Raw genomic sequence first — 26,775 nt, forward strand, 5'->3', positions numbered from 1 at the left:
GATCCCGAGGCTCGATGCCACTTCCTCGCCCCTTCCTACACTCTTGAAAGTCCGGCCGAGGCCAACGCCTGGTCCAAGTCGACCCCCATCGCCTGCACCCGCCGGCCCACCGACGGGTGTGTGAGCGTAAAAGCCATCAGAGGAGACCACTCGAGGGGCTGGTTCAGGAACGCGTGCAGCTTGAGCAGACCGGTCGCGAGCGATTCGGCGGAAACCCTCTCGGCGGCAAACCGGTCCGACTTGAACTCCCGGGCACGAGACCCGATCGAGTACAGGATGCGGGCGGCCCAGGCCGCGATCGGAAGGCCGGACCACAGGACAATCGGGAACCAGAAGATCCCCGACGCGTCACGATAAGCCTCGGCTGGATGGCCCACAAGCACCACCAGCAGGACGAGGACCGCGATCGAAAGCACGAAGTACACCCCCGTCGTCTTCTTCGCGTCCTTGTCGATGCGATGTGAGAACTCGTGGGCGAGCACCGCCTTCACCTCTTCGGGTTCCAGCAGCTCGAGCAGAGCCGTTGTCGTGATCACGTCTCCAGTCGGCGCGGCGATGGCATTGGCCACCAGCGATCGGAGCACGTAGGTCCGCCCCACCTCGACGCCGCTCGCATCGGCCGCACTGCGTACGACCTCGTGCCAGGACGAATCCTCCGGCAGTCGCACCCGGGTCGAGCGCGCCCACACGATCACAAGGCGTCTCGCCAACAGGAGCGCGATCTGGGCGATGAGCAACACGATCGCCAAGCGGAGAAGGAATTCGATCGACCTCGGCAAAAGGGGCGCCGTGAGTCCCACGATCGCCCCTACAAGCACCAGGACACCCACGCCCACCAGCCGGCTGCCGAACGACGGCACACAATGCACAAACCGAGGGTAACGCTTGCCGAACGCTCGCTCCCAACGAAACTGGATGAACAGATTGCCGGCGAGGTAGAGGAGCATCGGGACCGCGGGCAGCAAACCGGCCACCGCAAAGGCCAACCTCCCATCTGTCCACAACATCCACGGCTTCCAACGGTAAGCCATGCCGAACAGGCCGACGACGAACAGTATCGAGAGCCCCACCCAACAGCCCACGATCTGCCGGGCGATTCGAGAGTGCAGCTCCGCGAGCGATGCGAAGCTCGGCCACGCATACTCCTCAGCACTCGAGGAACGTGGGCGACGCGCGTAAACCGACAGACTGGTCTGCCAAAGCAAGACGAATCCCAGAGCAAAGTACGCGAGTTCCACTTAGTTCAACTCAGGGAGACCGCCTTGGAAGCTCAGGTCGGGATTGCCCACGAGTATGCCAGCCAACCGCAACTCCTCCACGGCCTCAGAAGCCCAGTGGTCGTTGGGTACATCGACGAACGGTCCGTTTGCTTGCGCGGTGAGCACAAGATAACGCCGAACGTATTCGCTCTGAGAGGTCAAGAGGGCGTCCACATTGATCTCCATGGCCTCGAGTTCGTAACGCCGCATGACGGTCAATCTGCGAAGATCGGCGAAGAGATAGCGCCAACCACTGCTGGCCTGTATCATCTTGACGACCCCATCTCGATCAGGACCGGGATTGGCGTCGCGCAACAACTTCTCTCGCTCAGACACCACCTCCCGCAAATGGCGGGTGGTCGCGTGGGCGGCGACCGCCAGCTCGAACTTCGACCAAGCGCCGTTGTGGAAGTGTACGGGATACCCGGCAACCAGGTCCTCCGACCTCATGCGACCTAATGCAAACACCTCCCAGTTGGTCGCCACGTCTTGCGCGGCGGACGCCACCGAAAGGGCAAGGATCGCTGGAAGAAAAGTGAACATTCTGATGACAGGATACGTTACTTGCCTAACACCCGAACAGAGGGCAGCGGCACGCCCGAGAGGTTGCGGCCCCACGAAGACGACTTGAGTCGTACACTGGGAGCATGCGTTGGGATCGATCACCGAACGCGCGCATCGACTCTTGGTGCTCCACATCGCCGAATCTGACGTTCGCGAGGCATCTCGTCGTTGCGGTCCTTCTTGCACCAGCTCTCGTGACCTCCTCTTTCGGACAGCAGCAAGAGCTCCTTGACGCCCGTACTGTTATTCGACGAATCTCGGAGAACGATCCCGAGGCCAAGATCGAGCGCGCGGAGAAGGCGCTCGCCGAGCACGCACGATCTCTCGCAGATCGCCGCAACACCGCGTCCTCGGCCTTGGCGACCGAGTGGTTGGCACTGGTCGACGAGGCGATCGCGCTTCCGCATCGCAGTTTCAACGGTGCTATGGCAGGTATGCCGCCGCAACCCGTCGGGACCCTGCTCAATGTTCTCATCACTCTTCCCACTCCCCAGGTCTGGCTCGACATTCGCGCCCTCGTGGCCAAGAGGCCGCCCTCGTTGGATCGGACCGCGCTGCTCATGTTGTGCGCGCGGCTTGTGGGCGACGACGAAGAGGTGCTGAAGCTCTGCGACGAGTACGACCGCCTCCTCGGCCCCGAGAAGCGCGAAGTCTTTCCCCCTCTTGGGACGACGAGGATCCGGATGGCCGCCGCGCGCCGGCTCGGAAGGTTTGGCGATCCACGGCTGATCGAGAGAATGCTCGGAGACTTTGACGCTGTTCAAGAGCTGCCAAACCTTGCGGACCTGTTGCCTCCGGGCCAGCTCCAGCAGGTGATGCTTCATGCGGTTCAGCAAGCCAAGCACTGGGTACCCTTCCGCAATCGACAGAATCGGAGAGTTGCCAGACAGACCGTCCTGGACCATTTGGAAGACCTTCCCCGGGCGATCTTCGACTTGGCCGACGATTGGAGCGATTCATCCTATGTGCGCCAGCTCATCGACCACTACGGATACGCAAGCCTCCTCGACCCACGGAATCTAGGATCCTCCGCCCAGAAGATCTACTTTCGGGATCTCGCCCTGACCGGCAAGCTGGAGGAAGCCGCCCGATTGATTCAGGATTGCAACGAGGCGCCCCGGATCGATCCGGAGGATTGGGGAGCAGCGAAGGACCTCGATGCGTTCGTCGCCAAGTTGCAGGAGCGGGTTCCGTCGAAGGATCTGTGGGACCTGTACGAGAGTGCGGCCGTCGCTTCCGGCCACACCGACAAGGCGGCAACGCGGCTTCGTTCCGTAGTCGCCGATCCAGGGGTCGCTCCGAAGCTGAGGCTTCGGCTGCTCCAGTCTCTCTATGGCTTGGACGCGAGACAGGGCGACCTTCCGGCGCTTGCCCGCGACAGGGAGATGCTTGGTAGCCTCGACCGAACGCGTTCCGACTACGACCCGGACTCCATGATCCTCGGAATCGGACTCGCTGCCCGTGACGAGGGACTCATCGAAGACGGGATCCAGCATGACTTGGCGGCAACAGGGAACCCCATTTGGCCAGGTGGATCGCTCTTCCGGGCGCTCTCCCAGCAAGGGAAGTGGGTGCTGTTGGAACAGCTCGAGTTGAACTCGCTGCTGAAACGAGAGGGGAATGACTGGTACCACGCGAAGGGACTCTGCACGATCTACTATCTTGCCAAGCGCCCCATCGACGTCCTCGCGCTTCTTCGGAATTACCCGGACTGGCCTGGGAAGGATCTCTCGGAACTCGACAACGGATCCAGCAGAGACTACAGCGACGCCGAGAGCGAAGTTAGCCAGCCCCTGGGGTTCTACGCGGCTTGGGCGCTCAGCGAAACCGGACAGCCGGTGGTGGCCCTCTCCATCCTCCGCAACTTGCTGCTGCGCGACAGCCAGCTCTACCATTGTTACGCGCTTCTCAACAAAATCGGCGGCGATTCCCTGCTTGGAATCTACAACGACGTCATTCAGGCCGATCCCTGCGCCGCGATGCCCTTGCTGTGGAAGGGTGATCTTCTGTTTGGCCTTGGCAACACCGACGAGGCCGAGGCGTGTTTGCGAAAGGCTGTGGCGATCGACCCCGTCGCCACAAGCTCCTACAGAACGAAGCTCTACGAACTCCTCGGCCAGATCCGAAGGAAGAAGGGCGATCCGGTCGGGGCTGAAGAGGGCGAGCATCGAGCGACCGCCCTCGGTTTGGCGGCTCGGGCTGCGGAACTCGAAGCGGTCAAACTGCTCCCCCAAGCTCGTCAAGCGCTTGAGCAAGCGGTGGAACTCTGGCCAGAGGATGCCATCCTCCAAGCCCGGTTGGCCGAGGTCTTCGTCGCCCAATGTCTGCCGGAACGCGCCATGGAGCACTACAGGATGGCGCTGGAAAACGTGTCCGAGTGTCTTGGCAACGGTCCAGAAGCTCCTTCAGAAGTGGGAGTCCTATTCAGGAACGCGAGGGTGCGCGAGATGGCAAAGGTGATCCTTTCCAGACGCCTCCTTGAGAGTCCCGAAAGCGCCTCTGTCCACTACGCCCTGGGTCTGCTCGACATGAATCTGGGCGACACGAAGGAGGCGGTCTCCGACATGAGAAAGGTGACCGATCTGGACCCAACGCATGTCGGCGCATGGGCGTCGCTGGCATCGTTGGCGAGCAAGGGGCTCCCGAGCCCCACCGAGGCGCAACAGGCCGTCTTCAAGTTGATCGAGCTGAATGCAATTTCGAACCGCGCATGGGATAGGTGGGTTGATCTCGACGCAGTGAGCGATCTGGGATCGGCCTACCAAGCGATCCAAACGAAGCTCGGGACATTGCCCGAACAGGACCACGGCCCGCTCTTCGCACTTCACGGCGCGGAGCCTTATCCTGGGCAGACGATCTTCCCCGTATTTGACAGTCTCGATACCCGTGGTCGTCTTCCCGGCTCGTTCTTCCAACAGTCGGACATCGGCCAAATCGCTCAGCTCTTCCATCCCACCCGGTACCCGTTCGAATGATGTTGATTCCCTTGCTCCTGATCGTCGCAGGGTTCCAAGACCGCACCAACCCACAAGGGCTGCTCGGAGCAGACGAGGTGACGCATAGACTCGCAGCGAACCCTCCGCGGTCGACGGAATCGGGTCCCCTTGAGGGCGTTCGAGCCGCGTCGCGGGCTCTGTCCGCCCGGTTGGATGCGCTGTCGCCCGAGCAAGCCGCTGCCGAGTGGTTGGCCCTGTTGAAGCGATGGGAAACCGACACTTCGACGATGCCATCCCATCCGAATGGATACCAATGGGCGGAGATCATGATGCCGCCTCTCCCTGCGCCCGCGGCCTGGCCGTTGATCCGGGCGGACCTGGCCAAGCAACCCGCCGACGCAGAGCGGAACCGGGTGATCCTTCTCTTCGACGACCTTCTCGGAAAGGACGCTGATGTGTTGCGTTCCCTGGAGGGCATGCGCAGCCCGAACGGGGACTCGAAGAAGGAAGACGCCTTTTCCCCCGAGAGCCCCATTTCAAAGGCCGAGCGACCCATCGCCTTACGAACTGGAGACCTCGCTCTCCTTGAGGAGGTCTATGTTCGGTTGGCTGGCGGGGACGCATTCTGGGGCGGGGACGGAATTCCAGACCTGGTTCGGCAGTTCGGAAAGGAGAGGGCCGAATCGATGCTCCACAAGATTTTCGAGGGGTCCGGGACTCCGTTCACGCAGTTCCAAGGAACCGCAACGCAGGACCTTGCGATGGCCGTCGTCGTCGCCACGCTTTCCACTCAGAAGATGCCTCAATGGTATTTGGCCAGGGGCCTGGCCGATTTTCCTTACGTGGCCGCGCTGGTGGGTCGATTCGGCGAGGACGCGTTCACTCAGTATGGAACTTCCGGAGCCGCGGGCTTGATCTATGCCCTCGGATTGGCCAAGAGGGGCCAGATGGAGCAGGCGGAACGGGTGCTTGGCATCGCCGGAGGGTGGAGCGGCGACCTCGCCACCTACGTGAACGGCGGTTGGGACGAACAGACGCTCTTCGACCTGGTTGCGACGCTCCTCGATCGCAAGCCCTTTGACGCGCTTTGGTCGCTCTACTCGGCTCTGGGCCGATCGCTTGGCCGATCCGAGGAGGTCGCGCAACGCTTGGACCGCTGGATCTCCAACCCCGATCTGGCACCCGAATCCCGAGCGCTCTGCCTCGCCCAAAGGGCAACTCTCGACCTCGCACAAGGCCGTTCGAAGGCGGCCGTCGCTGCGTACAAAGAGTGCGTACGTCTGAACGCCAGGCAATATGCGGACACCCTCCTTCGCCTGGCAGCCGTGGTGGGGGATCGGGAAGCGTTGGACTTCGTCGCCGAGGCGGCAAAGTCGATGGGCACCGACGTGAATCGCCTCGACCTTTTCGGCGCCTACCTGTCTCAGGGTAGGGTCTCCGACGCTCAGGAGGCCGTCCTATCGGCGGCTCAGGACACTCAGAACGTCAATCTCAGCGCGGAAGGTCAGGGACGTTTGCTCAACGCGTATCCAGACAGGGGAGTCCAACTGGCTCACTTGTACTACAAAGCAGACAGACCTGCCGAGATCCTGACGCTGCTCGACGAGTATCCGAGTTGGGGAGCGAACGATCTCTTCGACCTTGTCGATTACCGTTCGGGCACCTACTATTACCCAAGCATCGGGGGCCAGACCGAGCCCTTGGGGTTCTATGCCGCCTGGGCCTTTGGAAAGACCGGCCGCACACCTCTGGCCGTGCGCATCCTGCACTCCCTGATCCCATTCGAGCCCAGGAGCGACGCAGCCTGCGCATTGCTCAACGAATTGGAGGGCGAGGCCGCCCTGTCCTTCTACGAGCAGCGCGTCGCTGCAAACCCTCTGGACGCCCGCTCCCTCGTGTGGAAGGGGGACCTCCTGCTGAGGGTTGGGAGGCTCAAGGAAGCAGAGGCGAGCGTTCGCGCAGCGATGGCCCTCAATCCCTCGGGCGTCACTTCGCATCATCAGGAACTGGAGATCTTCGCAGCCATCCTCGATGCAGAGGGGGATCACGCGGGCGCAGAGGCCTATCGCCAAAGGGTCGAGGCGGCACGTCTTGCCGATCAGGGCGATCGAGAGTGGCGGGTCGGACTCTACTCCCAAGCCGCCGACCACTACCGTCAGTCCTTGAACCTCTCTCCGGCTCAGGGCTCGGTTCAAGCTCAATACGCCCAGGCCTTGGAGAGCCTTGGCAACCATCGAGAAGCGGTCGCCGCGTCCATGAAGTCGCTTGAGATCCTCCCCGGCCACCAAGCGGGAGCCATCGCGTTGCCCAACGTACGGATTCTTCAGAACGAGACCGATCGGCGCCAAGCACGCTCTTTGCTTGAGAGCCTGAAAGGGGACCATCCACGGGATCTGGGAATCCTCGTGGCCTGTGCCCAGTTCGAGTCTCGAACGGGACAAGACAAAGAGGCGCTTGCGAGTTATGAGGAGGCGCTCAAGATCGACCCCCGATGCATTCAAGCATGGTCTGGCATCGCCAGCCTCGCGCCAAGCGGTGTCGTGTCCAAGAAGCAAATCGAGGAGGCTTTGCTCGCTCTGATCGGCTTGTCCCCTGGGTCGGCGCAGTCCTACACCATCAGCCCCGCGTACGGGAGCATCAGCGACAAGTCGGGTCTGTGGCTGGCGTACCACAAGGCAACATCATCTGCGCCCACGGCACCGGAGGGACCCCTCTATCCGCTGGAGGCATCGAAGCGCTCGATGGCCGCAGGCAGCCGTCCGGCCAACAACCGGCGTCCCCCGGTTCGCGTCACGCCCGGCGAATTCCTGAGCGGGTTGCGGGAACTGGAGGACCTGATTGAGGTGGGTCGCACCCCCTGGGAAAACGGCAACTGAGACCGGACGGACGCGTGCGTCACATCCCTCGGTTGACAAAGAGAACGCGGCCATCCTCGCCTAGGCCAACGTTCGCATCCCATCCAATCCTTACAGGCCAACTCTGAATCCAAACGCAGTGGCATCGCACGTCTTTGCCGTCTACCTTGGAGTCGATTGGGAGTGCTCCCAGGCCGGAGTATTCAAAATCCCACGTGGTCGTACTCGGGTCAAGTTTGAGCACCTCCTTGAAGCAAGCCTGCAGCACCTTGGGCGGGACCCCTTCCGTTGCCAACTTCGATGCTGCACGCCTTGTCAAGTCCATCTTCACGTGGACTCGATTTCCCACGACTTGCCAAGCACACTCCTCGATCGAGCCCACGAGGTCCCTGCGTCGGCTCGAGAAGATCTTGAGAGACCGGGGCACCGCGCTTGAGTCGAGAACGACATGGTAGTTGGTCCCCTTCTGCACGAACCCGCTGAATTGGACGAGGCACTCTTCAACTTCGATCGATCGTCTAGCATCGTCCGGGATGGCCATTCGGACAGGTTGGCAACACAGTGCGAACAACGAGGGAATCGCGAGCATCATCTCGTAGTCATTGTGCAACACCTCATCGCCCATCGCGCCGTACCCCGGATCAGGCGACGCCCAGTAGAATCCCTACGTGGACCTCTCCCCTCTGCTGACCTCGCACCGCTCGATCCGCCGGTACAAGCCGGACCCCATCGACCCCGCCCTGATCGAAAAGGTCTGTCACGAAGCCATCATCGGGACGTCCTCCTCGGGGAATCTCAACTCGGTCTCGATCGTCCTCACCCGAGACCCCGAGCGGAAACGCCGCCTGTTCGAGCTTCACTCCGAGCAAGAGATGATCCTCCAGGCCCCGCTCGTGATGACGTTCTGCGCCGACTGGTGGCGGACCCGCGAATGGCTGCGCCTGCGCGGCGCGCGGGACAATTTCAACAACCTCCTCGGGTACCACGTCGGGGCGTACGACGCGATGATCCTCGCCCAAAGCGTGTGCCTGGGATTCCAAGACGAGGGGCTGGGCATCTGTTACATGGGCACGACGCTCTTCAAACTTCGCGAAATCGGCGAAGCGCTCGGCCTTCCGGAGACCTGCATCCCCGTCACGACGATCGTGGTCGGCTACCCGGACGAAGACCCGCCCAAGCGGGACCGCCTCCCGCTCCAAGCGTTCCTGCACGACGAGACCTACCGGATGCCGACCCCCGAGGAGATCGACGAGGTGTACGCCGAACGCGAGGTTCGGGGATGGGAACGCTACATGGCCTACCCCGAGCTCGAAGCCATGGCGAAGGAGCGGGGAATCACCACCCTCGCCCAGTTCTACACCAGCGAAATCAAGTACGACCCCGAGTTCTTCGCCGAGTGCTCGAAGGACATCCTGCAGGTCCTGAAGGAGAAGGGGTTCCTGCCCTAGCGCTCCGGGGTGGCCAGGAGAACCCCGATACGGGTAAACGTCGCCATGTCGAAGGAAACCACCCTCGCCCGCATCGATGAGGAGATCCGTCAGGGGCGGCTTGGCGTGGCCCGAGACCGGCTCCACGGCCTCGTCGGCTCGTATCCAGAGGATTTGGCCCTACGAAAGAAGCTCGGCGACCTCTACTGGAGCCTTGGATACCCCGCCTCGGCTGGCCAGTACTGGTTCCTCGTTCCCGAGCCCGGCGAGCACGCGGAGGAGGCCTTCGCAGCCTTCCTTCACTCCTGCCAACACGACCCTCGGATCGTACTCAAACGATTGCGGCTGCGTGGCGTGGCCGCCTCCTCCTTCGAGCCCATGGTTCGCGAACGCGTCGAGGCACAGAAGGACCGCTTTCGCAAGACCTACGGGACCGAGCCGCCCTCCGATTCCATCTACCAGCCGCGGCAACGAACAGTGGAGTCGGGTGCCTGCTGCCTCTTTTTGGCGCTCATCGTCATTCTCGCGGGGATCGGATTCGTTCAGGTGCTTGGCTGGTTGCGCTAGCTACGCAGGCCCGCGTTGTGGTCCTCACGCTCGCCACGGGCAGATGCGTACGAGCAACTCTTCGCTCTCTACGCGCGCTCGAAGAGCCCTAGACCCCCGAACCCTTGGATGCTTCCTTCTTGAGGTCCTCGAGGGCCTGCTTCAGATCGGCGTTGTCCTTCTGCTCGCTGTTCGGCAACTCGGCGAGGCCGCGCTCCGCCCGATCGAAAGCGTGCTTCTTGTCTCCGCGCTGCATCGCATAGATGGCGCCAAAGTAGTAGCGGATCACATCGCCTTTGCCTGCGCTATCGACCATCAGGCCCATGATTCGATCGCCAAGGACCTTGTCGCCCGCGGGGCTCAGCTGATCCATCGCGAGCATGATCAGGGTCTGGGTGGTGGCCTCGTCCTTGGACGCCGCCATCTCCACCAACTTCGCGTCCGCGGCCGTGGGGTCTTCCTTGAGGAGGATCTGCAGCTTCACCCCGGCGAGACGGCCCACTTCCCCGGGGTACTGCTTCTCGAAGTCGGTGCACTTGGCCTTCGCCGCGTCGAGGTGGCCGGCCTGAAGATCCGTGCGGATGTCCGCGATCAGCTTCTCGGTTAGAGCGGCGAATCGCGCCTCCGCCGCCTGCTTCTCAAATCGAGCCTTCGACGCCTCGATGTCGAACGTCCCGGCCTTGAGCTGTTTCAGCGGCTCTTCAAGCTCCATCGGATGGCCGATCCACGCCACTTTGCCACCGTCGATCACGAAGGCGGTCGGGATTCCGCGCTGGTCCGCGGCATCCATCCAAGTGGCTGCCATCCCGTCCTTGTTTCCGGCATAGCCCACGTGATAGTCCATCTGCGCGCCCATCTTGTCCACGAACGCCTTGACGTTGGTGCCATTGTCCTCCTCCCAGATGCTGAGGCCTAGGAACGTGACGTCCCGGTACTGCTTGGCGAGTTCGGTGAGATGCGGGATGCTCTCACGACAAGGTCCGCACCACGTCGCCCAAAACTCGACCACATAGGTCTTCTTGGGATCGAACTGCTTGACCGGCTTGCCCTTGTACCACGTCTTGACCGCAAGGGCCGGCGCAGGCGAACCCACACCGACGCCCTCGGCATGAGCCAGCACCGAGGCAACCATCAGGATGGCAACCCAAGAAATCGAATGAAAGAACGCGCGCATGGCCTAATCTACCAAACCAGCCTCCTAGGACCGCAAGCGACGTGGTACACCGAGTCCGGGATGCCGAGCTTGGTTGCGACCAAGGTGTTGGGCGACGACCGAGCTTCGGTCGTTGAAGCGGTGCCCAAAAACAACAAAACACCCCTCACGTCAAAATGCGAGGGGTGTCGCAGCCCAGGCCAAGGCCCCGCTACTTTCGGCGACGACGCATGATCGCGGCCGCGACCATTGGCAACCGTATAAATGCTTGTTTCGCAGGAAACTTGCGGTGGATCTCTTTCTAGTACACCGAGTCCGGGAAGTAATACTCCTTCGCGTTCTCCGGCGTGATGAGGTCGAGGTCCAGCACGATGTGCCGCGGCGTGTACGGCCGCGCGTTCTCCTTCCCCGCACGCAGCATCGCTACGGTCGTCTGAATCCCGAACCCGATCATCGACGGCGGATACGTGATGTCTCCGGGATACAGCGGATCGCCGTCCATCACGCGCTTCACGATGTCCTTCATGCCCCCGCCGCCCAGAATCCAGATGTTCTTGTCCCGGCCCGCGGCCTTCAGCGCGATCTCGACCCCCAGCGCCATGTCGTCGTCCGCCGCCCACACCGCGTCGATCTGGGGGTTGTTCACGAGCATGTTCTCCGTCACCTTCTGCGCGACCTCGCGATTCCACATGCCCGTGTCGCGCGCGACGATCTGGATGCCCGGGTACTGCTTGAACACCGCCAGCGCCGCCTCGACGCGGTCCGTGTTCACCGAGATCGGAATGCCCTCGAGGATCGCGATCTTGCCCTTCCCGCCCAGCTTCTGAACCATGTACTCGGCCGACCGCCGCCCGAACGCCTTGTTGTCGCCCTCGATGAACACGTCGGCGACCGGCTCGGCGAAGTTGCCGCTCACGTTGACGATCAGGATGCCCGCCTCGCGCAGCTTCTTCGCGATCGGAGTGACCGGAACGGCCTCGGTGGTCACCACCACGACCGCGTCCACGCCCTCGGCCTGCATGTTCTGCAAGTCGTTGATCTGCTCGTCGGGGCCCTTGGCGTCCTCGACGATCCAGTCCACGTCGGGATAGTCCTTCACCGCGCGCCGCGCCCAGTAGCCGAGCCCCGCGGTCCAACCGTGGTCGGCGGCGGGAAACGACACGCCGATCTTGAACTTCTTGCCGTCCTTCGGTGCCCCGGCTCCCGCATTGGAAGCCGTGCCTCCCGTGCCGGACTGGCAACCCACCAACAGGAGCGTGGCGACAACGCAAGCCAGAGTCTTCAACCGCTTCATGGCTGGATTATGCCCCGGCCGGCTGCAGCACTTCCCCGATGGGCACGCGACGGCCCTCCTGCGAAGACCGGATGGCCGCGAACACCATCGCCAGGCTCTTGATGTTGTCGTGGCACTCCCCGTTGGGAACGGGTCCGCCGCCAAGGGCCGCGAGAAACTCCTCCAACGAACCCTCGATGCCGCCCTTTTGCGGAACCACGTCCGGCGAAGACTCCTCCATGTCGCTGTGGAATCCGCCCACATTCTTCACGGTCTGAACCACCGGCACCGAGCCCCCCTCCCACTTCGCCGACCCGTTGGGGCCGACCGCGCGCCAGTCACCGTCCCAACTCGTGTGCAGCCCCTCGGCGCACCAGCTTCCGCGGTACGTGAACCGCAGCCCGCCCTCCATCTCGAAAAGCGCCGTCGCGCACGCGTCTCCCCGATACCAGCTCCACGACGGGTTGAACTCCTCGGCGTAGACGCTGATCGGGTCCCGCCCCGAGAGGAACCGCGCCTGGTCGAACGTGTGGATGGCCATGTCGAGCACCAGTGGACTCGCCATCGCGTCGCGAAAGCCCCCGAAGTGCGCGCCGATGAAGAAGTCGGCGTTGAGGACGCCGAGCGGGCCGAGTTGGTCCTGAATCGCCCGGCGAAACGCGGTCTGCTCCGCGATGTAGCGGCGGCTTTGGCTCACCATGTAGAGCTTTCCCGCACGGTCGGCCGCCGCCACCATCGCCCGCGCCTGCTCCATGCTCGCAGCCATCGGCTTCTCGCCCAACACCGGGAGCCCGTGGCCCAGCGCAGCCACCGTGATGTCGCGGTGCACCTCGGGGGGCGTCACGTCCACCACAAACTCGGGTGCGACGATCGGGATCGCCACTTCGAAGCCGCTGCCGCAGTGCGCGACCTCCAATTCCAGCTCGCGCGCGGCGTCCTCGGCGGCCCCGGGGCGAACGTCCACCCAACCGGCCAGCTCCACGTCCGGATGCGCGGCGAGGTTCTTCGCCCAAGCCCGGCCCATGCCGCCCGCTCCGACCAGAAGCGCGCGACGCACGCCTATCGCCCCAGCGCTTTCTCGAACGCCGTCCTGCCGCCCACCACCGGGATTCGGACGCGCGTGGCATCGAGGTCCAACGTGAGTCGCGTCCCAGGCGCCGGCCACACCGTGAAGTCGCGGTCGCTGGAGAGGATCATCAGCGCGATCCGCTTGCCCGCGGGAACGATCTGGTCGTCCGGCTCCAGATCGAAGGTGAGCGTCACGAACTCGCCGGGTTGAAGAGGCGTGCCGGGCTCCATCGAGTGGTAGTCGCCACCGCTCACGAGCGACTTCGCGTTCTGCGGATCCGCCCACCCGCGCGTGATGAGGTTCGACGTGCCGATCGGCCCCTCGGTCCATGGCAGTTGCACGAGGTACACCGACAGGTTCGCCGCCGACTTGCTCGAGGCGAGCCGGATCGTCACACGCACGGTGCCCGAGATGTGCACCGGCGCGACAAGTTCGGGCGTAGCGTAGATCAAGCGGTTCGGCGACTCCGCCGCGAGTGCGAGCGACGGCGCGTTGAACGCCACGTCGTCGACGAGCACCTCGCGACCTTGGCCGGGCGTCGAATCCACTGTCAGCCCGCCCACCTTGTTCCCGCCCGAGGAGGGCGCGAAGGTGACCGGAGAGGCCTCGGGATTCGGGTAGTCCGCGTAAGGGGTGGCCGCCTGCTGGGGGCCCCTTCGCCCGCCCGGGGCTCCCGGAGGCGCCTCGCGCACGATGTACGCCTTGGGACCGTCCTCCACGCCGTTCTTCACCCCGTAGAGGAAGCGCGTGAACCACTTGTTCATCAGCTCCAGGGGTGGCCCGCCGCCGTGCCCGCCTTGGTGGAAATACTGCACCAGCGGTACCTTGCCCTTGAGCGCCTCGCTGATCCGCACACTGTGTTCCGGCACGACGTTCCAGACGTTGAACGCGTGCGACATCAACACCGCGCACTTGATGTTGCCGACGAAACGAAGCAGGTCGCGATCGGCCCAGAACGCGTTGTAATCGCCTGTGTTTCGCGCCCGACCCTTCACAAATGCCCCGTCCCGGTACAGCTCGTTCGCGCGAGCGCGACGGGCCGGGTCGCCGCTGTTGATGAAGTCGTAGAGCGAGTCGACGTCCTCGCCCAAATACCCTCCGGGGCTCCGCACGAGGCCGTTGGATCGGTAGTAGTGGTAGTACGACGTGTTGGGAGCGATGGGAATGATCGCCTCGAGCCCGTCCACGCCGGTGGTGGCCGCGGCAACGGGAATCGTGCCGTTGTACGACGTGCCCGTCATGCCGACCTTGCCCGTGCACCAGGTGGCCTTGACCTCCTTCTGCCCGTCGGGAGTCGTGAACCCCTTGGCGCGGCCGTTCAGCCAGTCGATCACCGCTTTCGGCGCCAACCGCTCCGGCGCGCCCCCGATTGTGGGGCACCCCTGCGAGAGGCCGGTGCCCGGCGCCTCCGAGTGCACGACCGCAAACCCGCGCGGTACCCAGGTGCGCACCTGAGAGTTGGAGATACTCGTGCGGGTCGCATCAAAGGGGATGTCGGGGTGCGTCGTGCGCGGGGGCGGATCGGAATCCACCTCTTGGCGCACGTCCCAGAGGATCGCTTGGCCGGACGTCGTCCCTGCAAAGTAGGGCGAGGACTCGTAGATCACCGGCACCTTCAACCCCTCGGTTTCCGTCTGCCTCGGCCGCGTCACGTCCACGTGCATGCGGTCGCGTTTGCCGTCCAGGTCGGAATCGAACTCCGTCTCCACCCAGAGCCGCTCGCGGATCCACTCGGCCGCGTTCGAAAAGGCGGGCACGACCTGCGACTGCCCGTCCTCGAACACCGGCTTCGCGCTTTGGGCGATGGCAAGGGCGGCGACAGTCAGCAGACTGCCGATCAGGGCAATACGGCCAAGCGACAACTTGAGTGGGCGCATGGACCGGATTATAACGCTTGGCTCACTCGACGTCGGCGGGGCACATCGCCTCGAGAAGCTCGAGCCGCGCCCAGCGGTCCGCGATGGCCCTCTCCACGTGCGCGACGTCCACCGTTCCCTTCCGGAACCGGCCCTGGCGCTTGAAGTACTCCTCGACCGAGGTGCCGTCGGGCCCCGCGTTGAGGCGGTACCGCTCGCCGTCGAACACCTCGTAAAGCGGGAACAAGCCGCTCGACACCGCCAGGCGCAACAGCTCGACCGAGTCCGCCGGATCGGACTTCCACCCCACGGGGCACGGCGAGTGGATCAGGAGGAAGCGGAACCCGCGAATACCCTTCGCCGTCTCCAGCTTCCGAAGGAAATCCTCCTGGTGCGCTGCGGAAAGCGTGGCGACATACGGCACCTTGTGCGCGGCGAGGATGGCCGCGACGTCCTTCTTCGGACGCAGCTTGCCGCCGGGCGTCGTGCTCGTCACCGCACCCTCGGGCGTCGCGCCGCTTCGCTGGCCGCCCGTGTTGCCGTAGACCTCGTTGTCGTAGCAGAAGTAGAGCACGTCCTCGTTCCGCTCGGCCGCGGCGGAGAGGGTGGCCATGCCGATGTCGTACGTGCCGCCGTCGCCCGCCCACACCGCCGTGTGGCCCGGGTCGCCGTTGAGTTGCGCCACGGTGCTCACGCCGCTCGCAACGGCCGCCGCCGAGGCGAACGTCGTGGCGATCACCGGCACCCCGTACGCAGAGGTGGGAAACGCCCCCGCGGTCACGATGCCGCAGCAGGCGGGAATGCAAAGGGTGAGCGGCTCATCGCCCATCCCGCGCTGCAGCAGCTGCAGCGCCAAGGACATGCCGCAGCCCGCGCAGTTGGTGTTGCCCGAGCGCAGGATGAACTCGCACGTGTCGACGTGCAGGTGGTCGCCCAGCCCGCTCGCGCTCACGCCGCCACCCCCTTCCAGATCGGGTCGGTGGGCGTGTCGCGGCATTGGAGGTCGTCCACCACTTCGTGCACCACCGCTTCCGTCGCGTCGATCCCGGTGATCCCGACCAGGTAGTCCTGGAGCATCACGCCGGGCACGCCCTGAAGGCTGGCTGCGGTCTCCTGCCAGAAAATGCCGCCCGAGCCCGGCGAGTGGTTGCGGTCGATCACGCCCACCTTCGCCACCCCCTTCAACGCGTTGCGGACCGCCTCGCGTGGGAACGGGCGAAACTGCTTGATCTTCACCATCCCGACCTTTTCGCCGCGTTCGCGCCGTTGCCGAACCACATCCCGCGTGGTGCTGGCCAGCGAGCTCGAAGCCACCAATACGGTCTCGGCGTCCTCGGTGGCAAACGTCTCGACGGCACCGTCCGGAAGCCGCCCAAACACGTCGCGAAACTCGGCGCGCGCCTCCTCCAGCACCTCGGGGACGCGCTCCATCGCCTCCTGCAGCTCGGCTCGGTGCGCCGCGGTTTGGAACGGCCACGCCAAACCGCCCACCGCCGCGGGGTGCCCGTGGTCGATCGCGTGCGGCAGGTCGAGCAGCGGCAGGTACCGGTCCACCTGCTCCTGCTCGGGCAGTTCCACACCCGACGCCGTGTGGGAGAGGATGAACCCGTCGTAGCCCACGATCACGGGCAGCAGCACGCGCCGGTCTTCCGCGATGCGGAACGCCATGAGCGTCGTGTCCACGATCTCCTGGTGGGACTCGCAGTAGAACTGAAGCCAAGCCGCGTCGCGCAACGCCAAACTGTCGCCCTGGTCCGCCCAGATGTTCCACGGAGGCCCGAGCGTCCGGTTCACAGCGATCAGCACCACGGGAAGCCGGTAGTAGCCCGCGTTGAACACGTTCTCCGTCATGTACGCCAAGCCGTTCGAGGAGCTAGCCGTGAACGTGCGCGCGCCCGCGAGCGAGGCGCCGATGCACACCGCCATCACGCTGTGCTCGGACTCGACGGCGATCACGCGCCCCTTGGTGAAGCGCACGCCCCGCAGGTACTCCACGACCTCGGTTTGGGGCGTGATGGGGTACGCCCCTGCAACGCAACCGCGCCCCTCGCGGTTCGCCTCCCCCGCCGTTGCAAGCGCATAGCCTGCCGCGTGGTTCCCGGTCACGAGCTTTCGAGCCATCCTACACCTGCTCCATGAAGATCACGCCGCGCGGGCACTCGGACGAGCACAGTCCGCAGCCCTTGCAGTAGTCGTAGTCGAACGCGTAGGCCCCGTCGGTGCGCACCAGCACGCCTTCGGGACAGAAGTCGCGGCAGATATTGCAGAAATTGCACCCGCCGCAGCTCAGACACCGAGCGGCCTCGGCGAGCGCCTCTCCGTGGTCCGGCGAATCGACGAGTCCCCGCCGCACCTCGACGAACCCCTCTTGAAGCCGCTCGGCAACCCCCAGCTCCTGGCCCCGGTGTTGCGGAACCTGCTCGAAGCGGGCAAAGCGCATCTCGTCTTCGGGAATGACCGGCAACTTCTCCGCCGGGAACAGGTCTTCGCCGCTCAGGGTCCGGTGGATGTGCAACGTGGCCTTGCGCCCGCTGGCGATCGCGGCCGCCACGGTGCCGTCGTTGGTGGCCAAGTCGCCGCCGGCGAAAATCGGGGCCCCCGCGAGGCCCAGGCGCACGGACTGGCCCGAGATCTCCGAGCCCTCCGGGAAGATCGAGTGGTCGCCCAGTTGTCCCAGCGCCAGGATCACCCGGTCGCACGGGAGCGTGAACTCGGCGTTGGGGCCCGAGTCGGGGACGGGACTCCGTCGACCGCTCTCGTCGGGCTCGCCCAACGTCATCTTGAGGCACGTCACGGTCACCCCGGAGTCGGTCCGATCGAGCCGCACCGGAGCTGCCAGCTCAAGAAGCTGCACGCCCTCTTCGACGGCCTCGTCGATCTCTTCGCGGATCGCCGGCATCTCAGCCCGGGTGCGCCGGTAGATCACGCGCACCTCGCGCGCCCCGAGCCGCAGCGCCGTGCGCGCCGCATCCATCGCCGTGTTGCCGCCGCCGATCACGGCCACCCGCTCGCCCTCCGTGCGCACCGTCCCTCTTCGCGCGTCGTCCAGGAACACGATGCCTTGGCTGATGTGCTCAGGATCCTCGACGCCCAGGTTGAGGTTGCGGGCCTCCTGGAGGCCCGTCGCGACGAACACCGCGTCGTGCGTCCGGCTCAGCGCGAGCAGGCGTTCGCGGTCCACTTTGCTGCCCGTTTCCGCGTTCACCCCGTGCCGCAAGATGAACGCGATCTCCCGGTCCAGCACCTCGCGCGGCAGACGGTAGGCCGGGATGCCTGTGCGCATCACGCCGCCCAGCTCCTCGTCCGCCTCGACGAGCGTCACGCGGTAGCCGAGCTTGGCCAGGTGGTACGACGCGCTCAGTCCCGCCGGACCCGACCCGACGACGGCCACGGACTCCGGGCGCTCCGCCTCGCGCACGGGTTCGGCGGTCGCGTGATCGCCGACGTAGCGTTCCAGCTCGCGGATGTTGACCGACTCGTCCAGATGCCGGCGGTGGCACGCCTCCAGGCACGGCCCGGGGCATACGCGTCCACAGATCGCGGGGAACGGCGTCGTCTGGTGGAGGATGGCCAGGGCTCGGTCAAACTCCTGGTCCTTCACCGCCGCGAGGAATCCGCGGATGTCGTTGCCCGCGGGACAGCCGTCGTTGCAAGGCGGGGTCCACTCGCGTCGGAGCGGACGCTGGGTCGCCCACGCCCCGGTTCCGATGGCGGGAGGCCCGCCCACGGAAGGGTCCAGGAGGCTGGTCGCGTACGGGGGTGCGCCCGGGGGGGCGACGCGGCGCACCTCCGCGTCCACCTCGCCGCCCATTTCGACGGATTCGTAGGCGGTCCTTGCCGCCACCACGTTGGGTCCGTCGAACCGGAAGTCCTCCATGGCGGCCTCGGCCGAGGCGAACGAGGTTTCGAACATGCGGGCCACGGCGCCCAGGAGCGTGGTGTTCACGATCGGGGTGGCCTGCGTGCCCAGCTCGTTCGCTACGGCGATCTTGGTGGCGTCCACCGTTGCGATACGGTAGCCGGGAAACTGTTGCGCCCAATGTTCGGGCGGCTCCGGGCTGTTGAAGAGGATCCAGCCGCCGGGTTTCAGCCCGGCCACGATCCGCTCGCCGACCAGCGAACGGTCGAGCACGATCACGTGGTCCGGCTCGTAGATCTGGTTGCGGTTGGTGATCTCCCGGTCGTCGATCCGCACGAAGGCGTTGAGAGGTGCTCCCGACCGCTCGGCCGCATACACTCCGAACGCCTGGACGAACTTGCCTTGGAGGAAGTAGGTGTTGGCGATCAGCTTGGCCAAGGTGACCCCACCCTGACCCCCGCGCCCGAAGATCACGATCTCGATCACGGGTTGCACCACCCGCCTGATTTGCGACGCTCCACGTTGAGGTCCTCGGCGCTGCCAGACCGGCACCGGCGCCAATGTCAGGCTACCATTGGTTTGAGCGAAGTGCCTGAGGCTGAAAAGTTGGACAAAGAAAGGTGTAGGGACGGGAATCGGGAATCGGGAATCGGGAATCGGGAATCGGGAATCGGGAATCGGGAATCGGATGGGCTTACCCGGGTGCGAACACCTTGAGTGCGCCCGCCTCCACACGAAGCACCGTTGGCGTCGGATCGCGGGTTTCCCCGTCTAAATTCGTTGGCAGGCTCGGGGTGGTGGACACTTCGATGTGCGTGCCCGAAAACGCGTGGATGCCCGGCATCGAGCCCGGGTCCCCCACGGCGAGGCCCGCGACCAGTTGTGCCAACACCCCTTTGGATTCGGCATCCAAGGCGTAGCCGTAGAGCCGTCCGTCATTCCTCTCCGCGTCGGGGTGGAGACGAGCGACGCCGCCGTGCGTGGGACCGGGGCCGCACGCGACGAACAGGCTCTCCACCTCGATCGTCTCCCCCTCCGCCACGACCTTCAAACGAAACGACTCCAGGTCGGAAAGCGCCTCCGCTCCGGCAACCAGGTAGGCGAGCCGGCCCCACTTGCGTTTCAACTCAGGGGTGACGTGGCGAACGACCTCCGCCGAGGCTCCGACGCTGAACAGATCGAGGAAAAGCACCTCCCCGGCCCGACCCACGTCGACGGAGATCACCTCGCCGGACGCCACGGCCGAAACCCCCGATTCCACCCCTGGGGAGAGACCGACCTTTCGGGCGAAGGAGTTCCCCGTTCCGAGAGCCACCACACCGAGCGGCAATCCGAGCCGCATCGCTTCCTCCGCGCCTGCGGCGATCGTGCCGTCGCCCCCGCAAGCGATCAGGCAATCGGGATGCGCCTGGGAAGCGCGCTTGAGGGTGGCGGGGAGATCAGCCCCTTCGCACGATTCCGCAAACGCGGGCTCGATGCCGTGATCGGCGAGGGCCGCGACGACCTCGTCCAGACGATCCGCACCCTCCCGAGAGCCATCGTTGACCACCACCGCGGGCGATTGAATGCGCATCGCCCATTGTGGCCCTCCACGAACACGCCAAAGAGGATCTTCCGCAGGATTTCCACGCGAGCCGCACGCCCGACAAACGGGCGTGGCACCTACTTGGTTGGGGTGTGGGAACGGGCAAATGGAGGCCGAGCTCGCAAACCTACCGGTGGACTTTGGAACTTGGACAGCCTCCTGCATGAGGGAGTTTTTCCGAGTAGCCGATAATTTCAACAGGTCCAGGCGTCCAAGAAGTTAAGAGGATCGCTGCCTCACCATCGGAGAAGTCCCACCCATGTATGATCGCACCATGAGCCGTCCCTTTCTCATCCGCCTTCTAGCGCACTTGGCCACCTTGGCCGCGCTTGTCCTGACGCTGGCCTCGTGCGGCGGCGGAGGAGGAGGAGGCGGTGGCGGAGGCGGAGGCGGCGGCACGCAGCAGGTCAGCTTCGCGGTGAACTGGGGCGAGCGCAGCCGAGACATCAGCGGCCCCGGTTCGGCCCAGTCGTTCCGCATCGTGATCACCGGCGCCGGCGTGCCCTCGGGCGACTTCTCCTACACCGGCAACCGGGACACCAATCCCGCGGCGCACACGCAGAACTTCCAGACGCCTGGCCAAGCGGCGGTTGGCACGCACGTTGTCACCGTCACGTTCTATGCCGGCGCCAACGGCACAGGAGCCGTCGTCGGCACCGCGTCCGCAACGATGACGATCCAGGCCAACGGCACCCTCTCCGGCACGATCACCACGAACGGTACCGTCGCCTCGGTCACGGTCGGCGCGGGACAGTCGATCGCCGTCGGCGAGAAGAAGGACCTGACCTTCACCGCGCGCGACAGCTCGAACAACGTCGTCGCCGTCGGTCCCGGCGCCGCCGTGTGGGCCGTGGTCACCGGACCCGACAAGATCCGATTCCTGACCGGCACCACGGACGGGGGCAAGGCGGAGGGTCTCGCCGCCGGGACGCCCACCGTGACGGCCAGCGTGGACGGGCACACGAGCCCCGCCGCGTCCGTGACCGTGACTTCGGGCGTCAGTGTTTCTGTCTCGCCCGGTTCCGTGACCCTGAACCAGGGCCAGACCCAGCAGTTCTCGGCCACGGTCACCGGTTCGGCGAACCAGTCGGTCACCTGGACCATCCAGCAGGGCGCTCCGGGCGGAACGATCAGCGGCACGGGGCTCTACACCGCTCCCAGCAGCCTCGGCACGTTCACCGTCATCGCGACGAGCGTGGCCGATCCCACCGCATCCGGCTCGGCCAGCGTCACCGTGAACTCCCTTCCCGGCGACACGATCTACTACACGCTGAGCGGGGTGGACACCTCGGAGCTGCGACGCATCAACCCCGACGGCAGCGGCGATGCGCTCGTCGCAAGCTACAGCACGAACTTCGACGCGATCGGGCCCAACCCGCGCGCGTCGCAGTATGCGTTCGGCTATACGTCCGACCCGCTCGCAACCGATCCGGTTTGGCGGCTCTACAAGAACAGCACGGTCGCGCTCGGAGGCGCGACGCAGCTCTCGGCGACCAACTTCCGGTTCTTCGGCACGGTGCGGTTCACGCCGAACGGAACGAAGATCGTGTTCACCGGGTCGGTTGCCGAAGCCGAGTTCGGGGTGTACAGCATCAACGCCGACGGCACGGGCCAAACGCGGCTGGACGACGGCGAAGAGGCCGACATCAGCCCCGATGGAACGAAGATCGTCTACACGAAGCTCGACAACGTGTCGGGTTTCGGAGAGATCTGGACGATGAACCTGGACGGCTCGAACAAGCAGCGGATCACCAACAACAGCAACGAAGACTGGTTCCCGCAGTGGTCGAAGGACGGCGCGAAGATCGCCTTCTCCACCGACCGGGCGGGCGCCCAGTTCGACATCTGGACGATGAATGCGGACGGGTCGAACGCGACCCAGGTCACCAACTCGGCGGACGACGAGTACGGTTCGGCCTTCAGCCAAACCGGCTCGCAACTCGCGTTCGTGGTCCTCGGGCTGGATGTGGCGGACACCGGCGTGTACCGGGTCAACTCCAACGGGACGGGACGGACCGCGCTGAAGCTCGCCGCCAACGTGAACCTGGGATTGCGCTGGACGGGCTCCTCGGCGACGGCGCCGGGCGGTGCCGGCGCCTCTTCAGGCGGCAACCCGCGAGCCAAGCGACGACGCTAAGGGTGGGGGTGTAGCGCTCAGGTGCCAGGTGAACTCACGCCCGTCCAGCGGGCGTGGCACCCCATGAGCACCCCAAGAGCACCCGTGAGCATGGGGAGGCGCCTTCACTCCAGTTCTGCGACTGAGCCGGCGCCCCCCACCTGGGCTTAACGCTTTGCCCGACGGCGCGCGGCGGCGGCCAACGCCATGCCGACCAGGGCGATCGTGGCGGGTTCGGGTACGGGCGCCGCGCCGAACTCGAGGTTGTCGACGCCCCACTCGCCATCTCCCGAGGCGTCCATCTCGATGCGGGTGATGCGGGGCATGTCGTTGCGGAAGAAGCCCCAGAATTCGGCCGTATCGCCCGAGGATCCAGTCCCCTCTAAGGAATGGGTGGACGTGCCGCCTCCCACATAGGTGACGATGACGGTCGTGACGCCGTGGTCAATGTCCAGCCCACCCACGTAGTCCACGCCGCCGGCTCCGAAATCCAACTGCAGATACTGCCGCTCGTTGTGCGCCAGCGCTTGGGAACCCACCGGATTGGAGCCTCCAAAGTAGCTGCTCGAATTGCGCACGAACGCCTCTCCCTCCGTCGACGTGTCCGTGATGGTCAGACTCCCCGCAAGCAGGCCCGACACTCCCGAGACGTTGACGTTCAACAACGCACTCGACTCAAAATCCTCAAGAAACGCCGGGGCGCCGACGCCCGCTGCGCTCAACCACGACGCTCGCGTCGTCGCATTGTCCGCAGGGACATCCGAGTTGAAGAACTGGACCGACCCGAATGCCGACCCTGCCAACGCGCTCCCCAGCGCGGCAACACCAAAAACTCTCCGAAAATGCATCCTTCCTCCTCTCGCCCGAATAAGGCGACATACAATAAGATGCAATTAGGATATCACAAGTGAGCGGCCTACCCCTCTTGCGGGCCTGATTCCCGCGCCTCCATGGGACGGACGGCGCCTTGGTTGCGAACGCCATGACGCGGGTGCGGGGGAAGTTGGCGCTCCCACAATCGCACGTATTTCGCACTCGTGTAAAACGAGTAAAGGAAGGCGAGCACGAACCCGTGCTTCCCGTCGAGAAAGCCCCCGCGCAACACGTACATCTTCAGGAAGTGCAGCGATCCGCGGGCGAGAATGAGGAACGTCGAGCCCCGTTTGCCCTCGCGGTCCAGCTCCCTCGCCGCCCACGCCGCGTACCGCATGCGCTTCTCGAAGAACTGGTCCAACGAGTCGATGCTGAAGTGGACGAGCCGTTCGCGCAACGTCCCCACCCGCTCGAACGGAACGTCGATGTCCGCGTGGACGGGAAGGTCCTGGTAGCGCAGTTCGCGTCGAAAGAGGCGGATGACCTTGTCCTTGGCCCACCCCCCGTGCCGCATCTCCTTCCCGAGGAAGTAGTTCCGCCTTCGAATCCAGTACGCGTCGAACTTCGGTTCGGCCGCAAGCACCGACTCGATCTCCACCGCAAGTTCCGGGGGACAGCGCTCGTCCGCGTCCATCAGGAAGATCCACTCGTGGGACGCCTGGGGAATGGCCCAGTTCTTCTGCGCCGCCGAGTGCTCGTAGGCGTGCCGCACCACCCGGGTCGCGAGCGGCGCGGCAAGCCCGGGCGTCCCGTCGGTGCTGTACGAGTCCACCACGAGGACCTCGTCCGCCCACTGAAGGCCCCGCAGGCACTCCTCGATGTTGGCAGCTTCGTTGTAGGTCGGCACAATGGCCGTGATCTTCATTGGTCCTTGGTCCTTCGTCCTTCGTCCTTGGGCCTTGGGCCTTGGGCCTTGGGCGTCCGTCCTTGGGCCTTGGTCCTTCGTCCTTCGTCCTTGGGCCTTGGGCCTTGGGCCTTGGGCGTCCGTCCTTGGGCCTTGGGCCTTGGGCGTCCGTCCTTGGCCTTGGGCCTTGGTCGGGTGCCACGCCCGTTCATCGGGCGTGCTCCTTCCCACGCACCACTCGCGCCCCGAACACTCCGCCTGCGGTGGTCCTCTTCCTAGCCTGGATGCGGACGAGGCACTGCACCTTCCCGTCGGTAAGCGAACGTGGCATCGGATAGTCGACGTCCACGAACTTCCCGGGAGCGGGCTGTTCCAGCTTCTGCGCGGCGATCACGTTTCCATCCACCAAGATGTCGAACTCGCGGTTCCCGCCGTCTCCGCCCCAATAGGTCAGCACGAGCGTGTTGGCGGCAGACCCGTCCACGCGCATCGTGAACGCGAACCACCCCTCGTCCCACGCGTGGCGCCACTTTCGCCCTCCGAAGTCCCCGACCGACGTCTTCTCTCCCTCCAGTCCGTGGTCCCGTTCGGGCTGCATCTCGCCCAGGGCCAAGGTGTCCACGGTTCGCGCCTCCAACTCCGCGCGGCGCTTCTCCTCCTGGCGGTACTCGGCCTCGCGCGCCGACCACTTCGCCGCGTCGAACACGTCCCAGTAGACCGAGTAGCGCTCGCGCTGCACGGCGAAAAACGGCAGGAACATGAGGTCGTCGGGTCGGACCGAGCCCTTGCTGCGAAACGCCAAGGCCGGTCCCGGCCGTCGTTCCAGCCACGTTTGCGGGTCGTGCGCAGGGGGCAGCAGCACGGGGGTCTTCGCCTCCGCGCCCGCCCCGCTGGGCCAGATGCCCGCGAGAACAAGCGGTCCGTAGAACAACGCGACGCGATCGGGATTGTCCGGCATGGACTCCGTTCGGACCTCGGCGGGAATCTCCACACGCAGCACGTCTCCCGACTTCCACACCCGATCGACCGTCAGGAATGTCCCGGCCTTTCCGGTGCCCACGGTGTCGGTCCCGATTCGGGCCGTGACCGGTCCCGATGCCCACCCCGGGCAACGAATCTTCAGGGCAAAACCCTTGGGCGCGCCACCTTCGACCTTCAACGTGATCGAAGTGGGGGGCACGGTGGCCTCCTGCCGCAAGGTCACGCCTTTGGCCTTCCACTCCACGGTGCTCGAGACGAACTGGTTCACGATCAGCGCGTCGCCGCTTTCAAAGTAGAGCCCCGCCCCGTAGCGCGCGGCGTTCTCCATACCGGTCCCGTGGCAACACGTGAAGGTGTCTTCCGGCGAGCTGAACGTCTTCCGCGCACCGGGTTGCAGCGGCACGAAGTAGCACGTCATGCCGGTCGCGTGGTTCTGCGAGCCGAGGATGTGGTTCCAGAGCGCCCGCTCGTAGAAGTCGCCCTCTTCGACGCTCGGCGACCAGGCGAAGAGATGCTCGGTGAGCTTGAGCATGTTGTACGTGTTGCACGTCTCGCACGTGTTCGGCCCCAATCGATCGCTTAGCTTCCCCGGCGGGCCGAAATACTCGCCGAAGCCGTGGCCCCCGATCGCATACGTGTGGTCGTGCACCACCTGCTCCCAGAAGAACTCGGCGGCGCGTTCCTGCGGGGCGGCGCCGGTGAGTTCGTAAAGGCGCGCCTCGCCGATCACTTTGGGAATCTGCGTGTTGCCGTGGAGGCCCGCCAGCTTCGGCTCCCGGCGCTCCAACGGCCCCATCACGGCGTCGTGGTGGAACTTGAGCGCCAGGTCGAGATACTTCTTCTCGCCCGTGCGGGAAGAGAGTTCGGCGAGCGACTCCGCGATGCCCCCGTGCTCGCACGCCAGCATCGTCTGCCACTGCGCCGGAGTGAGTTCGCGGGTGACGTTGATCGCCCAATCGCCGAGTTTGCGGGCGATCGCGAGGGCCTGGGGGCGTTCGCACCATCGGTGTACGTCGAGCAGTCCCGCCATCAGTTTGTGCTGCGTGTACCACGGCACCCAGAGGCCGTTGAGGTCGAACCCCTTGCTGCGGATGTCGCCCTTCCGGATCTCTTCGAAGACCCGCACGATGTCGGGAACTCCCGACACCAAGCCGTCCGAACGCTGGTCCTGGCACCGCTGCAGTTCGGCGAGCAGCGTGTCGACCTTCTCCAGGAGCTTCGGGTCGCCCGTCGAGGCGAACATCTGGGCGCATGCGGAGAGATAGTGGCCGGTGGAGTGGCCGGAGATCGTGTCCCGTTCCCACCCGCCGTACATCTCGCCCTTCGTCGGGAGACCCGCGTTCAGATAGAACCGGTGCAGCAGCCGATGGGGATCCAACGTGAGCAGGTAGCGGTGGTCCGCCTCCATCGCCTCCTGAAAGGGTCCCGGCAACAAGCGCACCGCCGAGAGCGGGAGGGCACGAGCCTTCGGGGTCGGGGGAGTGCTTTGCATGGTGCTGGTGGCCAACGCGGCCAGGACAAGCGGCAACATCGCCATGATTGACTCTAGCATGGCTTCCCCAGCCCCGGGGAGTGATAG

Annotated in this window: 19 protein-coding genes; 5 read left to right on the forward strand and 14 right to left on the reverse strand. The window is 65.0% G+C overall.

Annotated features, from left to right (window positions below):
* Positions 1-35 precede the first annotated feature (35 nt).
* Positions 36-1,238, reverse strand: coding sequence for a M48 family metalloprotease (locus M9921_09435; GenBank protein MCO5297065.1), 1,203 nt, complete (start codon positions 1,236-1,238; stop codon positions 36-38).
* Positions 1,239-1,802 carry a hypothetical protein gene (locus M9921_09440; protein ID MCO5297066.1) on the reverse strand — a complete coding sequence of 188 codons (564 nt, stop codon included), beginning with the start codon at positions 1,800-1,802 and terminating at the stop codon, positions 1,239-1,241.
* Positions 1,803-1,906: 104 nt separating this feature from the next.
* On the opposite strand from M9921_09440, the gene M9921_09445 reads away from it, so the two are divergent.
* On the forward strand, positions 1,907-4,798 hold the full coding sequence (locus M9921_09445) for a hypothetical protein (protein MCO5297067.1): 2,892 nt from the start codon (positions 1,907-1,909) through the stop codon (positions 4,796-4,798).
* Positions 4,795-7,635, forward strand: a complete 2,841-nt coding sequence (locus M9921_09450) for a hypothetical protein (GenBank protein MCO5297068.1) — start codon at positions 4,795-4,797, stop codon at positions 7,633-7,635. The genes M9921_09445 and M9921_09450 overlap by 4 nt, the downstream gene beginning before the upstream one ends.
* 19 nt (positions 7,636-7,654) lie before the next feature.
* Here the strand turns inward: M9921_09450 and M9921_09455 are convergent, their stop codons facing one another.
* Positions 7,655-8,155, reverse strand: coding sequence for a hypothetical protein (locus M9921_09455; GenBank protein ID MCO5297069.1), 501 nt, complete (start codon positions 8,153-8,155; stop codon positions 7,655-7,657).
* Positions 8,156-8,282: 127 nt separating this feature from the next.
* On the opposite strand from M9921_09455, the gene M9921_09460 reads away from it, so the two are divergent.
* A complete protein-coding gene (locus M9921_09460; GenBank protein MCO5297070.1) occupies positions 8,283-9,062 on the forward strand; it encodes a nitroreductase family protein in 780 nt (259 codons plus the stop codon).
* A gap of 45 nt (positions 9,063-9,107) precedes the next feature.
* The gene (locus tag M9921_09465; GenBank protein MCO5297071.1) at positions 9,108-9,608 is read left to right on the forward strand and encodes a hypothetical protein; all 501 of its coding nucleotides are present in this window, start codon (positions 9,108-9,110) and stop codon (positions 9,606-9,608) included.
* An 88-nt stretch (positions 9,609-9,696) separates the two neighbouring features.
* Here the strand turns inward: M9921_09465 and M9921_09470 are convergent, their stop codons facing one another.
* The 8 genes from M9921_09470 to M9921_09505 form a co-directional block, all read right to left on the reverse strand.
* Entirely contained in the window at positions 9,697-10,761 is a 1,065-nt protein-coding gene (locus tag M9921_09470) for a TlpA family protein disulfide reductase (GenBank protein ID MCO5297072.1), read from the reverse strand.
* A gap of 280 nt (positions 10,762-11,041) precedes the next feature.
* A complete protein-coding gene (locus tag M9921_09475; GenBank protein ID MCO5297073.1) occupies positions 11,042-12,034 on the reverse strand; it encodes a substrate-binding domain-containing protein in 993 nt (330 codons plus the stop codon).
* A gap of 7 nt (positions 12,035-12,041) precedes the next feature.
* Positions 12,042-13,070, reverse strand: coding sequence for a Gfo/Idh/MocA family oxidoreductase (locus tag M9921_09480; GenBank protein MCO5297074.1), 1,029 nt, complete (start codon positions 13,068-13,070; stop codon positions 12,042-12,044).
* A gap of 2 nt (positions 13,071-13,072) precedes the next feature.
* The gene (locus M9921_09485; GenBank protein MCO5297075.1) at positions 13,073-14,959 is read right to left on the reverse strand and encodes a Xaa-Pro dipeptidyl-peptidase; all 1,887 of its coding nucleotides are present in this window, start codon (positions 14,957-14,959) and stop codon (positions 13,073-13,075) included.
* A gap of 22 nt (positions 14,960-14,981) precedes the next feature.
* A complete protein-coding gene (locus M9921_09490; protein MCO5297076.1) occupies positions 14,982-15,935 on the reverse strand; it encodes a thiamine pyrophosphate-dependent enzyme in 954 nt (317 codons plus the stop codon).
* Entirely contained in the window at positions 15,887-17,059 is a 1,173-nt protein-coding gene (locus tag M9921_09495; GenBank protein ID MCO5297077.1) for a hypothetical protein, read from the reverse strand. Before M9921_09495 ends, M9921_09490 begins: the two co-directional genes overlap by 49 nt.
* Position 17,060: 1 nt before the next feature.
* Positions 17,061-19,283 carry a 2-oxoacid:acceptor oxidoreductase family protein gene (locus tag M9921_09500; protein ID MCO5297078.1) on the reverse strand — a complete coding sequence of 741 codons (2,223 nt, stop codon included), beginning with the start codon at positions 19,281-19,283 and terminating at the stop codon, positions 17,061-17,063.
* Between the two features lie 208 nt (positions 19,284-19,491).
* Positions 19,492-20,370: a hypothetical protein gene (locus tag M9921_09505; GenBank protein ID MCO5297079.1), complete on the reverse strand. Its 879-nt coding sequence runs from the start codon at positions 20,368-20,370 to the stop codon at positions 19,492-19,494.
* Positions 20,371-20,656: 286 nt separating this feature from the next.
* Here M9921_09505 and M9921_09510 point away from each other — a divergent pair, with 286 nt between their 5' ends.
* Positions 20,657-22,519: a DUF5050 domain-containing protein gene (locus tag M9921_09510; protein MCO5297080.1), complete on the forward strand. Its 1,863-nt coding sequence runs from the start codon at positions 20,657-20,659 to the stop codon at positions 22,517-22,519.
* Between the two features lie 146 nt (positions 22,520-22,665).
* Here the strand turns inward: M9921_09510 and M9921_09515 are convergent, their stop codons facing one another.
* The 3 genes from M9921_09515 to M9921_09525 form a co-directional block, all read right to left on the reverse strand.
* On the reverse strand, positions 22,666-23,346 hold the full coding sequence (locus tag M9921_09515) for a PEP-CTERM sorting domain-containing protein (protein MCO5297081.1): 681 nt from the start codon (positions 23,344-23,346) through the stop codon (positions 22,666-22,668).
* Between the two features lie 68 nt (positions 23,347-23,414).
* Positions 23,415-24,236 (reverse strand): glycosyltransferase family 2 protein, encoded by an 822-nt coding sequence (locus M9921_09520; protein MCO5297082.1) that lies wholly within the window; start codon positions 24,234-24,236, stop codon positions 23,415-23,417.
* Between the two features lie 187 nt (positions 24,237-24,423).
* Entirely contained in the window at positions 24,424-26,748 is a 2,325-nt protein-coding gene (locus tag M9921_09525) for a glycoside hydrolase family 127 protein (protein ID MCO5297083.1), read from the reverse strand.
* Between the last annotated feature and the right edge of the window lie 27 nt (positions 26,749-26,775).

The organism is Fimbriimonadaceae bacterium, assembly GCA_023957775.1.
GTDB lineage: Bacteria > Armatimonadota > Fimbriimonadia > Fimbriimonadales > Fimbriimonadaceae > JAMLGR01.